Annotated in this window: 11 protein-coding genes; 8 read left to right on the forward strand and 3 right to left on the reverse strand. The window is 72.5% G+C overall.

Features of this window, described 5'->3' with window-relative positions; genetic code table 11:
- The first annotated feature begins 150 nt into the window (after positions 1-150).
- The 8 genes from ACIQM0_RS18100 to ACIQM0_RS18135 all read left to right on the forward strand — a co-directional run bounded on the left by ACIQM0_RS18100 (position 151) and on the right by ACIQM0_RS18135 (position 7532).
- On the forward strand, positions 151-1143 hold the full coding sequence (locus ACIQM0_RS18100; RefSeq protein WP_401287524.1) for an ArsR/SmtB family transcription factor: 993 nt from the start codon (positions 151-153) through the stop codon (positions 1141-1143).
- Positions 1144-1341: 198 nt separating this feature from the next.
- A complete protein-coding gene (locus ACIQM0_RS18105) occupies positions 1342-2055 on the forward strand; it encodes a C39 family peptidase (RefSeq protein ID WP_363028816.1) in 714 nt (237 codons plus the stop codon).
- A 28-nt stretch (positions 2056-2083) separates the two neighbouring features.
- Positions 2084-3073 (forward strand): alpha/beta hydrolase, encoded by a 990-nt coding sequence (locus ACIQM0_RS18110; protein WP_401287528.1) that lies wholly within the window; start codon positions 2084-2086, stop codon positions 3071-3073.
- Positions 3074-3470: 397 nt separating this feature from the next.
- Positions 3471-5378 (forward strand): sensor histidine kinase, encoded by a 1908-nt coding sequence (locus ACIQM0_RS18115; protein WP_401287531.1) that lies wholly within the window; start codon positions 3471-3473, stop codon positions 5376-5378.
- A 7-nt stretch (positions 5379-5385) separates the two neighbouring features.
- Positions 5386-5820, forward strand: a complete 435-nt coding sequence (locus tag ACIQM0_RS18120; RefSeq protein WP_363028811.1) for a roadblock/LC7 domain-containing protein — start codon at positions 5386-5388, stop codon at positions 5818-5820.
- Between the two features lie 2 nt (positions 5821-5822).
- A complete protein-coding gene (locus ACIQM0_RS18125) occupies positions 5823-6194 on the forward strand; it encodes a DUF742 domain-containing protein (RefSeq protein ID WP_185092623.1) in 372 nt (123 codons plus the stop codon).
- Positions 6172-6948: a GTP-binding protein gene (locus ACIQM0_RS18130; RefSeq protein WP_401287534.1), complete on the forward strand. Its 777-nt coding sequence runs from the start codon at positions 6172-6174 to the stop codon at positions 6946-6948. Before ACIQM0_RS18125 ends, ACIQM0_RS18130 begins: the two co-directional genes overlap by 23 nt.
- Entirely contained in the window at positions 6945-7532 is a 588-nt protein-coding gene (locus tag ACIQM0_RS18135) for a GAF domain-containing protein (protein ID WP_401287536.1), read from the forward strand. Before ACIQM0_RS18130 ends, ACIQM0_RS18135 begins: the two co-directional genes overlap by 4 nt.
- A 41-nt stretch (positions 7533-7573) precedes the next feature.
- On the opposite strand, the gene ACIQM0_RS18140 is transcribed toward ACIQM0_RS18135, so the two are convergent.
- Genes ACIQM0_RS18140 through ACIQM0_RS18150 form a run of 3 tightly spaced genes read right to left on the reverse strand, consistent with a single transcriptional unit; the run spans position 7574 to position 13397 of the window.
- Positions 7574-9502 carry a DUF2264 domain-containing protein gene (locus ACIQM0_RS18140; protein ID WP_401287539.1) on the reverse strand — a complete coding sequence of 643 codons (1929 nt, stop codon included), beginning with the start codon at positions 9500-9502 and terminating at the stop codon, positions 7574-7576.
- 39 nt (positions 9503-9541) lie between these two features.
- Positions 9542-11983: a polysaccharide lyase 8 family protein gene (locus ACIQM0_RS18145; protein ID WP_401287542.1), complete on the reverse strand. Its 2442-nt coding sequence runs from the start codon at positions 11981-11983 to the stop codon at positions 9542-9544.
- A 49-nt stretch (positions 11984-12032) separates the two neighbouring features.
- Positions 12033-13397 carry a M60 family metallopeptidase gene (locus ACIQM0_RS18150; protein WP_401287545.1) on the reverse strand — a complete coding sequence of 455 codons (1365 nt, stop codon included), beginning with the start codon at positions 13395-13397 and terminating at the stop codon, positions 12033-12035.
- Between the last annotated feature and the right edge of the window lie 131 nt (positions 13398-13528).

Here is a 13528-nt window from a genome sequence, read left to right on the forward strand (position 1 = left end):
CCGAACGGCGGTACGCTGCCCGCGGGAAGCGGGTGCGGTGCGGCGGCTTCCCGGTGCACCCCCTTCCAGCGGCTCGCGGATCCGCCGGGTACGGTCGTGGCCGGCATCGGTGCACCTTCAGCTTCGAGGGAGCGACCACAGGGGGCGGCCATGCTGCGGGTGTACTTCACCTCAGAGGACCTGGCGCGGGTCCGGGTGGCCCCGGGGCCGGACTTCCTCTGGGAGATCAGCAACAGCGTGCAGACCCTGCAACGGCGCGACGGTGAAAGGGTGTTCGGCGCATGGCGCCGCTGGGTACGGCCCCGGTTTTCCGCGAGCCCCCGGCTGCTGTCCGCCCTGCTGCCCCCGCGTGGGTACTCGCCGGACTTCCTCACCCCCACCACCGGCGACCGGGCCACCCTGCAGGCGGCCGTCGACACCCTGATGAGCACCCCGCGCCCACGGCTGCGGACCGATCTGACGCAACTGGCCGCCACGCTCCAACTGCCCGGCTGGGTAGGCTCATTGGCCGGTGGAGACACCGACACCCTCCGGCTACTCGGCGAGGCCCTGCGCACCTATCAGCTGGAGGCGCTCGCACCGTACTGGCAGCGCGTCCACGCCCACATAGACGCCGACCGTGCCCTGCGTCTGCGCAGTCTCCTCGACGGCGGCACCGAGGGGCTGCTGGCCGGGCTCGGGCCGCAGTTCCGCTGGCGCCCGCCCGTACTGGAGGTGACGTACCCCGTCGACCAGCAACTCAGGCTGAGAGGAAGGGGACTTGTGCTGCAACCTTCGTTCTTCTGCTGGCCCACCCCGATCACCCTGGCCGACGGGGATCTGCCGCCCGTTCTCGTCTACCCCATCCACCACACCACGGACTGGGCCGGACCCGCCCCCGCCCGGCCCGCGGAGGGAACCGGACCGCTGGGCCCGCTGCTCGGCCACACCCGGGCGGGCGTCCTGCGCGCGACCCGTACCGGATGCACCACGGTCGAGGCCGCCCGGCTCCTGGACGTGACCCACCCCGCCGTCAGCCAGCACCTGAACGTGCTCCGTGCGGCGGGCCTGGTCGCCACCGTGCGCAAGGCCGGACGGTCCTTCCACGTCGCGACGGCCGAAGGGCGGGCCCTGCTGGCGGCCGAGGAGCGGACACGGCGATAGCCGGAGTACGCGGGTCCGCTCGACTCCGCCGGTAAGCCTGAACTTTCATTCCTTGCGCCCTTCACGGGCCAGGAACCACGCTGACTCCAGCCGTCGCACCCGGCCGTGCCGCGCAGAGCCGTGGCGCTCACCGGCCGGGCGCTTCCGCCGAACGCGTTTCTGCCCGCAAGGCCCGTCCCCCCACCCTCAGGAGCCTTTATGCGCAGGAGACTTGTGTCCTCCGCGATCGCCGTCGCCGCCGTCGGAATTCTCCTCCACCCCGGCACGGCCCAGGCGTCGCCCGCACCGCACACTCCGGCCGTGTCCGTCCTCGCCCACGGTACGAAGGCCGGTACGGCCGTCGTCAGTGGGCACAACCAGCCCGGCACCCGGCTGGAGGTCGACTCCGGCCGCACCCTCAGCGGGCACTGGCTGGCGATCGACTACCAGGTTCAGGAGACCGGGTACTGGTGCGGTCCGGCCGCCACCCGCATCGCGCTCTCGGCCCGGATCGCCCCGCCCAGCCAGGGCGCTCTGGCCGGGCAGCTCGGCACGACCCAGGCCGGCACCGACCACATCGGCCAGGTCACCGGCGTACTCAACGCCAACCTCGGCGGAGGCTGGTACGAGACCAAGGAGATGCCGAACGACCCGCCCACCCAGGGCCAGCGGGACCTGCTGTGGAACGACATCGTCTTCGACATCGACCGCAACTACCCGCTGGTGGCCAACATCGTCGCCCCGCCCGGCAACCAGCCGCCCGGCTACCCGTCGGACCAGACGATCTACCACTACTTCACCGTCTTCGGCTACGACGAGGTGGACCGCACCGTCCTCATCGCCGACCCCGCCTCGTTCAGCGGCAACCAGATCTACTGGATCTCCTTCGATCAGCTCGCCACGCTGATCCCGCCGAAGGGCTACTCGGCGTGACGTGTTCCTTTCCCACCAGGAGGCCGTGTTGAGCAGCTACCGTCCCACCCGCAGAAACGTCATCAAGGCCGCCGGCGGGATCACCGCCGCGATGGCTCTGGGCACCGGCGGCATCCTCGCGGCCGCGTCCCCGGCCAGCGCGGCGGGCGACGGCTTCGGGCTGCGCATCGTGGAGCGCAACGAGGCCGATCCGCGCATGCGGTACTACCGGTTCGCCACCGACGCGATCGGCTGGAACCCGGGCGTCAACGTCCTGCTCCCCGACGACTACCACACCGCTGGACGCACCTACCCGGTCCTCTACCTCTTCCACGGGGGCGGCACCGACCAGGACTTCGTCACCTTCGACCGCGCGGGCATCCGGGACTGGACGGCCGGAAAGCCGGTCATCGTCGTGATGCCCGACGGCGGACACGCGGGCTGGTACTCCAACCCGGTCAGCTCCCACACCGGTCCCCGCAACTGGGAGACCTTCCACATCGGCCAGCTCCTGCCCTGGGTCGACGCGAACTTCCGTACCTACGCCGAGTACGAGGGCCGTGCCGTCGCCGGGTTCTCGATGGGCGGCTTCGGCGCCCTGAAGTACGCGGCCAAGTACTACGGCCACTTCGCCTCGGTGAGCGCCCACTCGGGCCCGGCCAGTCTGCGCCGGGACGCCGGACTGGTCGCCCACTGGGCCAACGCCTCCGCGGCCGCCCTGGACCTGGGCGGCGGCACGATCTACGGCGTACCGCTGTGGGACGAGGCCAGGGTCAGCGCCGACAACCCGGTCGAGCGGATCGAGAGCTACCGGAACAAGCGGATCTTCCTGGTGGCCGGCACCAGCCCCGACCCGGTCAACTGGTTCGACACGGCCAACGAGACCCAGGTGCTGGCCGGCCAGCGGGAGTTCCGGGCCCGACTCGGCGACGCCGGCATCCCGCACGAGTGGTACGAGGAGCCGGGCGGACACATGATCCGCGACTACATGGTCCGCCGCGACCTCGACGGCATCGTCGCCCGGCTCCGCAAGGCGTAAGGCCCGCACGGACACCCGGGCTCACCGTCGCCCCCCGTACGGCCTGGCCCGGCGGACAGGCCGTACGGGGGAGCGGGACAGTGCTCCCCCGTACGCCAGGACAAGCCCCCTCGATACCCATCGAGGGGGCTTGTCGCGTGCGGCGTCGGCCGCCGGTCACCGGTCGGTCTTAATCGGTCGCTCGTGCGAGAGGTCATACCAGAGCGGGACGGATGGCGGGCAAGTTCCACAACTGCCCGTCGCACCATCGCCACGGGCGACTACCGTGTGTGTCCGGTGATCAACGGTGGGCTCATATTCCCCGGGCCCGCCCGGCCGATGACCCGAGAATGACCGACCACCGTAGGTGCCACCACATGGATACCGATTCCTGGGGCCCCACGTACCGAGGACGCTGATGTCTCAACTTCGCGCACCCGACGCGCGACCGGAACGCCGAGAGGGCGGGCGGCACGGCCGACCGGGTGCCCGTTCCCACTCGGCCGCGGCCAGGCCGCGCGCTGCCCAGCCGTCCCCCGAGGCGCGTATACGCCCCCAACTCCTGCGCACCGCGGTGCTGCCGGCCGTGGCCGTCATGCTGACCGGCGCCGCGGCCGTCATCCTCACGGTCCGCTCCACCGGCACCGCGCCGTCCACGGAGCTCTGGACCGCGCTCGGCGCCGCCGCGGCGCTGGCGGTCGCCGCAGTGGCGGCGGCCTTCCTCGCCGCCAACCGAGTCGCCACCACCGTGCTGGGCCGCTGCTTCGCCCTGCGCCGGGCCAGCGCGCAGGGCCAGGCCGAACTGCAACAGGTGGTGGAACAGCTCCGCAACGGCGAACCCGTACCCACGCGTCGGCCCCCGCAGCCCACCGCCCCCGGAAGCGACGCCTTCGAACTGCTGGCGCAGGAGCTCGGCCGGCAGCAGGAAGGGGCCGTCGCCGCCGTCGTACAGGCGTCCCGGCTCTCCGAGCACAGCGGCGAGGACCAGAAGGTCGAGGTCTTCGTCAACCTCGCACGCCGGCTTCAGTCGCTCGTGCACCGCGAGATCCAGCTGCTCGACGAGCTGGAGCACGAGGTCGAGGACCCCGATCTCCTCAAGGGCCTCTTCCAGGTCGACCACCTGGCCACCCGGATCCGCCGTCACGCGGAGAACCTCGCGGTCCTCGGCGGCGCCGTCTCCCGGCGGCAGTGGAGCAACCCGGTCACCATGACCGAGGTGCTGCGCTCGGCGATCGCCGAGGTCGAACAGTATCCGCGGGTCAAGCTCGTGCCCCCGATCGACGGCACCCTCCGCGGGCACGCCGTGGCCGACGTGATCCACCTCCTGGCCGAACTGGTCGAGAACGCCACGGTGTTCTCCGCCCCGCAGACCCAAGTGCTGCTGCGCGCCCAGCGCGTCACCGCGGGTCTCGCCCTGGAGGTCGAGGACCGGGGCCTCGGCATGCCGGGCAACGAGCAGAAGCGGATGAACGCCCTGCTCGCCGACCCCGACCAGGTCAATGTCGCCCGGCTGCTCCAGGACGGCCGGATCGGCCTGTTCGTGGTGGCCTCGCTGGCCCGCAGACACGGCATCGCCGTACGTCTGCAGAGCAATATCTACGGGGGCACGCAAGCCGTGCTCGTGCTTCCGCAGACCCTGCTCGGGGCCGAGGACGACGCCTCCGCCGGAGCCGCACCGGCACCGCCCCCCGGCCCCGTGCACCGTCCACCGCCACTGGACGAGGGCGCCGCACACCGGGACCTCGGACCGGGCCCGGCGCCCGCTCCCGAGCCGGAGCGCCGGCCGTACGTGCCGAGCCAGCAGCCGCGGATGCACCAGCCGCCGCAGCAGACCCGGCGTCACGGTGAGGGCCCGCCGCTCCCGCTGCGTGCCGAACGCCTCGACCGGCCCGCCCCCGCAGAGGCCGGCCCCGGCATCCGGCCGACGGACGAGGCGGCACCGGCGCTCCCCGCCGAACCCGGAGTCGTACGCGGCACGACGGGGCGGCCGCAGCTTCCCAGGCGTGCCAACCAGGAACATCTGGTCCCTCAGCTGAGGGACGCTCCCGCCCCGCGCACCGAGGACGAACCCACCCTGCACGACCCGGGCCTGGTGGCAGCCTTCCGGCGCGGCATCGACCTCGCGGAGGCCCGTGCCGAATCGGAGCCCGGACCGGGCTCCGGAGCGGAGGCCGGGTTCGGGACGGCTCCGGGCGCGGTGGCAGCGGCCGCGACACCACTCGATCCGCTTCCGGTCCGCGGTGCCACGCCGCCCGGGGAACTCCTCCGGGCCGGCTCCCACCACAGCGATCAAGACCCACTCGAAAGCAACACCTCCAAGGAGTAGATGCACCATGGCGACCGATATGTCGTCCGGTCAGGTCTCGGACCTCGACTGGCTGCTGAGCGGGCTGGTACAGCGCGTGCCCTACACCCGCAGCGCGGTCCTGCTCTCCGCCGACGGGCTGGTGAAATCCCTCCACGGCATGGACGCCGACAGCGCCGACCACATGGCGGCGCTGGCCGCCGGCCTGTACTCCCTCGGCCGCAGCGCCGGGGCGCGGTTCGGGGACAACGGGGAGGTCCGCCAGGTGGTGGTGGAGCTCGACTCGACGCTCCTCTTCGTCGCCACCGCCGGTTCCGGCACCTGTCTGGCCGTGCTCGCCGGGCGCAGCGCCGATGCCGCCGTGCTGGGCTACGAGATGGCCATGCTGGTCAAGAGCGTCCGGCCCTATCTGATGACCCCGACCAGACAAGCGGCCGGGATGCCGGGCGCCACGGGGCTGTGAGCGTGTCGGCCACCCAGGACGCGCCGTTGCTCGACGATGCGGCAGGCCGCCTCATCCGCCCGTACACGGTGAGCGGCGGCCGCACCCGCCCCACCACCGTGCTCGACCTGCTCTCCCTGGTCATGGCCACCGGGACCGTTCCGCAGGTCCACCTCGGCCCCGAGCACTCCGTGGCGCTGGGACTGTGCGGCGGCCCCACCTCTGTGGCCGAGATCGCCGCGCACCTGCGGCTGCCCGCGGTCGTCACCAAGGTGCTCCTCTCGGACCTGGTCGACTGCGGAGCGGTCACCGCGCACCCGCCCGCCTTCCATGACATGCCCACTGACCGATCCCTGCTGGAGGCAGTGCTCGATGGCTTACGACGACAGCTCTGACGGTTTCGACAGCTCCGCCCCGTACCCGGGGACCGGGGGCCCCGGAAACGTCGGCTACGCGGAGGGCCCCGGGAGCGCTGGTCACGCCGAGGCCCCCGGGCACGCGGGGTACGCGGACGCTCCCGGATCCATCGGCTACGCGGAGGCGCCCAGCAGTCCCGAGGGCTTTCCCGTCGCGCTCAAGGTGCTGGTGGCGGGCGGATTCGGGGTCGGCAAGACCACCTTCGTCGGCGCGGTCAGCGAGATCGCGCCGCTGAGCACGGAGGAGCTGCTGACCCAGGTCAGCGCGGCGACCGACAGCCTCGAAGGCATCGAGTCCAAGACCTCCACCACGGTCGCCATGGACTTCGGCCGCATCACACTGGACGAGCAGCACGTGCTCTACCTGTTCGGCACACCCGGCCAGGAACGCTTCTGGTTCATGTGGGACGAACTCTCCCAGGGCGCACTGGGAGCGGTGGTCATCGCGGACACCCGCAGACTGGAGGAGTGCTTCGCGGCCGTCGACTTCTTCGAGCGGCGCGGCATCGGATTCATCGTCGCCGTGAACGAGTTCGACGGTGCCTTCCGCTACGGCCCCGAGGAGGTGCGGGCCGCGCTCGACCTGGCACCCGCGGTACCGGTCGTCCTCTGCGACGCCCGGATCGCCAGCTCGGGAACCGGCGCGCTGGTCACCCTCGTCCAGCACCTCATCAACGCCACCACCGAGCCGGCTCCGCTCTCCGGCCACGGCAGTTTCGGAGTCCGTACGTGATCCCGCACGCCATCGGGCGGATGCTGCTGACCCCCGTCGACAGCGACGCCCCCGTCCGGACCCAGCGGCTGCGCAGTCTCGGCCTGGGGGAGCGGTCCGACGCCTCGTTCGACAACTTCGACGCCTTCGCCGACCGGGTGGCCGAAGTGACCGACGTGCCCTTCTCGATGGTCAACTTCATCGACGGCAACCGGCAGTTCTACGCCGGGCTGCACACCCCGGCGGGTACCCGCAAGGGCGCCGACCTGGGAGCCACGGCGGCGGGCAGCGGCCGCAGCGGCCGCTATGTGGCCCTCGACCACGGCTACTGCCCGCACGTCGTGGTGCGGCGGAGGGCGCTGGTCCTGGAGGACGTCTGCGACTATCCGCGGTTCGCCGGGAATCCGGTCGTCGACGACATAGGCATCCGCTCCTACCTGGGGGCGCCGCTCATCGACCGTACGGGGATCGCCGTGGGCGCCGTCTGCGCCGTGGACACCGTGCCCCGCCCGTGGGGGCGGGCCGGGCTCGACACGATCAAGTCCCTGGCGCAGGAGCTGATCGTGCACATCAACCGCCGGGAGGAGAACAGCATCGGGATCTGACTCCGGTCCGCCGGCCGAGGCCCGCCGCCGGCCGGTGCCGGTCAGACCTCGACCCGGCTCCCGTCCAGGAAGGTCAGGACCACCGCGTCGCCGTCCACCCGTACGCGCACCGCCGTACGGAGCGCCTCCGGATGGACGCTGTCGCGGGAGAGCACGACGAGCGACACATGAACGCTCCGGCCGCCCGGACGGGGCGCGCTGCGCAGATACGGGACCGCCGAGTGCGGTCCGTACGCGTTGGACTCGACATCGCGCGCCACCGCGGCCCCGTCGGCGCCGCCGTCCCACCCGTACAGGGCGACCACCGCGCTGGTCAGCCCCTCGGCCGTGCGGGCGAGCGCCCAGTCGGGCCCCGAAGAGGCGAACGGGCTCGTCCGGTCGGCGACCGCGTGACCGCCTTCCCGGACCACCGCGCCCTCGGGCGACTCGATGCGGTGTACCCGGATCTCCCACGGGCCGTGCAGCACGCTCGTCGTCTCGATCCGGTACGCGTGCTCGTCACCCGGCAGCCGCGCCGCCGACCAGGAGGCGGCGACGCGGCCCTCGCAGCGCAGCGGATGGATCCGGCGGCGCCGGGACGGGGTGCCGTCCGGGGCGACCAGGGCCAGGTGACCGTCGACATCGCGGGCCAGGGCGTGCGGTGCGGATTCCGGCGCGGTCGCCGTCGAGTACGCGAGCTTCGCGTAGTGCGGGTCGTCCTCGCCCGCACCCCGGTCCGGATCGGCGTCCGGACCGGCTTCAGGGGCAGGAGGGTTGTGGTCGCTGCCGTGGTTGACCAGCCGGACGATCCCGTCGTGCCGGGTGCCGTGCAGCAGCCAGCCCGGCGCGGGCAGCGCGGTGTACGTGTCGGACTCCTCGACGGGCAGCGGGAGTTCACGCGCCGTCCACACCGCGTGGTCCGCCGGGAGCAGCAGCCCGAGGAACCCCTTGCTCGCCCAGTACGGAGAGGCCGGACCCGAGTACGGCTGGGTGGACGGCAGGAAGGTGTCGTACCAGCCGAGCGGCAGCAGCCCCCGCTCGTCCGGCACCCCGCGCTCCGCGAAGTGCCGCAGCGTGCCCGAGGCGAGCCGGCGGGTCAGTCCGGGCGCCAGCGGCGTGCAGTCGGCGAGCGCGCCCATCCACACCGGGGCGAGCGCGGCGAAACGGTAGGTGAGGGAACGGCCTTGGTGGACCGGGGCGCCGTCGGACCCGAAGAAGTGCTGGTAGTCCTCCAGGAATCGGCTGAGCCGCTCCCGGTACACCGCGGCCCGTCCGCCGTCGCCGTCCGGCCCGGCGATCCGCGCCCACAGCAGCGGATACAGGTGCATGGCCCAGCCGACGTAGTAGTCGAAATTGCGGCCGTCCCCGTCGGTGTACCAGCCGTCACCGACGTACCAGTCCTCGATCCTGTCCAGCCCGCCCTCGATGTCGGACCGGTTGTACGGGGCGCCGACGGAGGCGAGGAACTGCTCGGACACCACCTGGAAGAGCCGCCAGTTGTTGTCCCAGGTACGGCCGCCGACGAACCCGGAGAACCAGTCGACGACGCGCTCCTGGACCCCTGCGTCCAGCCGGTCCCAGATCCACGGCCGGGTCTCGTGCAGGGCGACCGCGATCGACGCCGCCTCCACCATCTGCTGCGAACAGTCCGTCAGACGCGGCCACGCCTCCCCGCTCCCGGGGTCGGTGCCGGCCGCCAGACCGGCCGCGTAGCGCTCGGTCAGCGAGGGGTCGACCGCCCCGCCCGCGCCCGCGATCCGGCAGGCGGCGAGCAGGAACGACCGGGCGAAGCCCTCGAGGCCGTCCGAGACGACCCCCGACCAGCTGCCGCGGCCGGGCAGCCGGTACTGCGCGAAGCCGGGTGTGGCGTAGGGCGTCAGCGCGTCCAGCATCCGGTCGGCGGTCGCCTCCCAGTGCGCCCGGGTCCAGCCGGTACGTGACGACAGGACCCGCTCGGTCGGCGGCAGTTGCAGATGCGGGGCGACGGACATGGTGGCGCTGCTCCTCGGGACGGACGTTCAGGGGGTGGGTTACTGGACGAGTTCGGCGTGGTGGGTGTGGCCGCGGGAGCCGCCGGTTTCGACGGTGAGGACGGTCCTGCGGCCGGGAGCGACGCTCACGGTGGCATCGGCCTGCGCCACCGATCGCACACGGAAGGGGAGTTCGAGCGTGAGGGAGGTCTGCGTCCGGCCCGGGTCGGCGACCGCGACGGACACCCGCGCTCCCCTCCGCCGCACGAGCACCGACGCCGGGCCGGACGAGACGAACCCGGCCGCGGACCCGGCGTCCCAGAAGTGCACGGCGGTCAGTCCGGCCCGGCGGTCCTCCACCGCTTGGGCCGCGGCGTCGTTGGCGACGATCCGGACCGGCCGGGAGCGCGCCCAGACCGCCGTGGCGGCGGCCGAGACACCGGGCAGCAGCACATAGGCGTAGCCGTCGTCGGTGGGCGAGATCCCGTGGTCCAGCCGGAGCGTGACGTAGCGGCGGGTGACGGGATCGGCGCTGCCACCCGTGTCCGCTCCCGTGTCGATGTCCCGCCAGGTGCCGGTGCGCTCCTCGCGCAGGGCGTGCAGCGCGGCCCCCTCGGGGAAGACGTAGCCGCCGACACCGTCGAGATGTGCCCACCGGGCCCGGCCGAACTCGGCGGACCGGCCCTGCTCCACGGGCTGCGGGACACCGTCGACCAGCAGCCGGTTGCGGCCCCGCGCGCCGAGGTTGCGGTTCTCGACGATCGTCTCGATCGCCCGGCCGTCGCTCGCGGTGATGCCCGCGCCGAGCGCGACCACCGCGTTGTCCAGCAGGAACCATGCCTTCCGGGTCCGAAGCGTGCTGCCCGGGGCGCCGGTCACCTCCATCGCGGCCACCGTGTACCGGCTGTCCAGGACGGCCCCGCCCGCGACGCTGTTCGCCGGCCGGTAGGTGGACGTACCGGCGCCGGTGCCGAGATCCTCGCGGCGGCGGTTGTCGACCGTGGTGCCGGGGAGCCGGTACGGATCGACGGTCGGCCAGAAGCCGTCGTTGTACTGCCCGAGGTCGTCGCCGTCGTACAGATACGTCATGCCGTCGCCGGTGTACCAGCCGTGCAGGTTCTCGCCGTTGCCCGCCTCGTACGCGGAGATCCGCTTCGACGACAGCGACAGTGCGCAGGCCCACCCGGGGCGCCGGTGCACCACGCGGTCCATGTCGGCCAGGACGAAGCTGCCCGTCGTGCGCGCCCCGGCGTGGACGTCCCGGTCGTCGAGCACGGCCTTGGCCAGGGCCAGTTGGGGCAGTGTGGCGAGATCGGCGAAGGGGGTGGTGCGGTTGCGGGTCAGCCAGCCCTTGGCCAGGGCCCGCCAGCGGTCCGCGTGGGAGGCGGGTGCTCCGGACGCGAGCAGCAGGATCGCCGCGACGGCCGCGGCACCGTCCCGGTGGTCACCCGCGCGTTCCCGTGAGACGGCCCGCCCGCGCACCGCGTCCATCATCAGCCCGTCGAAGACCACCGGTGCGAAGCTCCGCTCCACGGCCTCGTACATCACCGCCACCTTCGGGTCGGCGACCGACCACGGCGAATCCGCCAGGAGCGCGATCAGCCAGGCCGCGCCGCCGAGCAGCACGGTGCCGTACGAGCCGGTGTAAGCGACCACGTCGTGCTGGACGAACGAGCCGTCCTCGTAGAACCCGTCGCCCGAACTCGTGTACCGGAAAAGGCTGTTGCGGCCCGAGTCACGCACGTCGGAGAGTGCGTCACGGGCGGACGCCACCTTGTCCGCGTTCCTGCCGAGCAGTCCGCGCAGCGCCACGATCACGGCCTTGTCGGTGCGGTTGGCACCCGTCTCGGACAGTGTGGGGGAGTTGGTCCGGCGGTCCGCGTCGGGGCAGAAGCGGTCGACGACGCCCAGATAGTCCGTGAGATCACCGGTGGACAGCAGTCCGCGCAGCAGGACGCAGCAGTCCATCAGCGCACGGGGAGCGCCGATCTCCCAGAACCACCAGTTGCCGCTTTCGCCCGCCTGCGGGTGGTAGGCGGTGTCGAAGGTGAAGCGCAGCGCGCCGAGCAGGGCGTCCGCGGTCTCGCCGGCACCCGCCGGAGCGGCGCCGGGCGTGGCCCAAGCTGTGGCGAGGGTGCGCAGCCGGGTGTAGGTCTGCCCGAAGTTCCCCGGATCGGTGACGGGGGAGAGGTCGGCCCACAGTGCGGTGCGTCCGGCGCTGCGGTCGAGCGTGTCCCACAGCTCCTTCGCCTCGTGGTTCAGGGCCGCGAGGGCGGCGGCGAAGTCGGGGTCGGACGGGTCGAACCGGCCTCCGGTGATCAGGGTCTCCGCCCGCAGGAGGAGTTCGTCGAAGTCCTGGTCCGCCTCCGGTGCGCTGTCCGGCGCCGTGCCTGCCACCGGCTCCGCGGCCGCGGCCTGTGCGGCGCCCGCCGTGGGGGCGAGCGCTGCTCCGACGGCCGTGGCGCCACTCGTGGCGAGAAGGGTCCTTCTGCTCAGTCGCACGATGACTCCTTGTCCTCTGCGTGCTCCGCGGTCAGCGTTTCCGCCGCGTTCAGTCGGAGAGCGTGCTCGGGTCGACGGGCGGCTGGGGCAGGTGCAGGGCGGCGAGTTCCGCCCGCCCTGCGGCGTCGATCGGGAAGGCCCAGGTGTTGACGAAGAAGTCCGTGAGGTCGTGGCCCGCGACGCGGCTCGAGCAGGTGGCCAGTGCCCGGTAGCGCTTGTCGTTCTCCGAGGAGTCGGACTGCGGGTTCTCCTCGCGCACCAGCTTGTGCAGGCGGGGCCAGAAGTCGTCCCCGAAGGCCAGCTCCAGCTGACGCAGGGGCACGAGCTTCTCGTACGCGCCGAAGGACTTCTCGTACGTCAGCCCGGCCGTGCCGAACTTGGCCCGTGAGGTCTGGAAGGCGGTGAGGCCGGTCGCCGGGTCGACCGTGAGCAGGTTGGACGGCTGCTTCAGGGTGCGCTGCGCGGCCAGCGAGTAGATGTTGACCGTGACCTCGGTCAGACCGCCCGGCTTGTACGCCATCTGCTGATGCAGGTGGCCGAGTTCGTGGTAGAGGCCCCAGCCGCGGGTCCGCAGCCCCTCGACGGTCGTGGCCCGGTCGAGATAGGCGCGGGGGAAGCCGTTGTAGCCGTGCGTCGCGTACGCGCCGACACCGGTCGGCACCTTGCTGACCTCGGTGAAGTGGTACGGACCCGCCTTGCGCCGGTGCACCGGCGCGGAGCCGTCCAGCCCGCTGATCCGGGCGTGCGAGTCGATGATCGTCCCGACCAGCCGGAGGAGCGCGGCGTGGTCCTCGCCCCGGTACTGAAGCGCGCCGTCACGGGTCAGCGTCATGATCGTGTCCGGGCCGTGGAGTTCGGCCCAGGGCGATGCGGTCAGCGTGTCGAGCCGGCGCTGGAACTCGGCCTCTGTGGTGCGGCCCAGCGTGAAGACGGGCATGGGGAGGGCCCCGGAGCGGATGAGTACGTCCGCCCGCTCGCCGTGCCCGGTGAGCGTCAGATAGACCGGGCCGCCGTGCGGGTCGGTCACCGTGTTGGCGCCGGCGGTCAGCGGGTAGGCGCGCGGTTCGGTGATCTCGCCGTAGTAGTCCCAGGCACCGATCCAGAGTGTGGGCAGCAGGCCGTCGTGGGGCCGGACGGTCAGCGAGAGCGGGGTGCCCGCGGGAACGTGGAGGCCGGTCGGCTGGAACTCCGAGCCGCGCAGGGCCTGTGCGAGCCGCAGCCGCTCGGCCTCGGCGGCGGGGCGGGCGGTGACGGTCAGGGCGACCGGGCGGGCGAGCGGCCGGCCGGGCGCGGCCTGTGCCGAGGGGACGGCGGCGGCGAGCGCGGCCACCGCCCCGGCGCCGGCCGCGGCGGCGAGGACGGAGCGACGGCCGACCGGGGTGGAGGACATGGCGGAGGGGGTGTGCTGACGCATGCGGAACTCTCCCTGCAGAAACGAATGAGGGGCGGAAGCGTGCGGAACGGGGTGAGGCGTGCCGTCAGCATGTAAGCGGTTGCTGTCGAGCCGCAAGAGGAGTCGGGAAGTTACTGTGATTTTCTATGGCC

Origin of the sequence: Streptomyces sp. NPDC091387 (assembly GCF_044756945.1) — a bacterium.
GTDB lineage: Bacteria > Actinomycetota > Actinomycetes > Streptomycetales > Streptomycetaceae > Streptomyces.

Bases quoted from the DNA above. Each gene is read 5' to 3' on its own strand.
- ACIQM0_RS18100 (WP_401287524.1), top strand. From the start codon at position 151: ATGCTGCGGGTGTACTTCACCTCAGAGGACCTGGCGCGGGTCCGGGTG.
- ACIQM0_RS18105 (WP_363028816.1), top strand. From the start codon at position 1,342: ATGCGCAGGAGACTTGTGTCCTCCGCGATCGCCGTCGCCGCCGTCGGA.
- ACIQM0_RS18115 (WP_401287531.1), top strand. From the start codon at position 3,471: ATGTCTCAACTTCGCGCACCCGACGCGCGACCGGAACGCCGAGAGGGC.
- ACIQM0_RS18120 (WP_363028811.1), top strand. From the start codon at position 5,386: ATGGCGACCGATATGTCGTCCGGTCAGGTCTCGGACCTCGACTGGCTG.
- ACIQM0_RS18130 (WP_401287534.1), top strand. From the start codon at position 6,172: ATGGCTTACGACGACAGCTCTGACGGTTTCGACAGCTCCGCCCCGTAC.
- ACIQM0_RS18140 (WP_401287539.1), bottom strand. From the start codon at position 9,502: ATGTCCGTCGCCCCGCATCTGCAACTGCCGCCGACCGAGCGGGTCCTG.
- ACIQM0_RS18150 (WP_401287545.1), bottom strand. From the start codon at position 13,397: ATGCGTCAGCACACCCCCTCCGCCATGTCCTCCACCCCGGTCGGCCGT.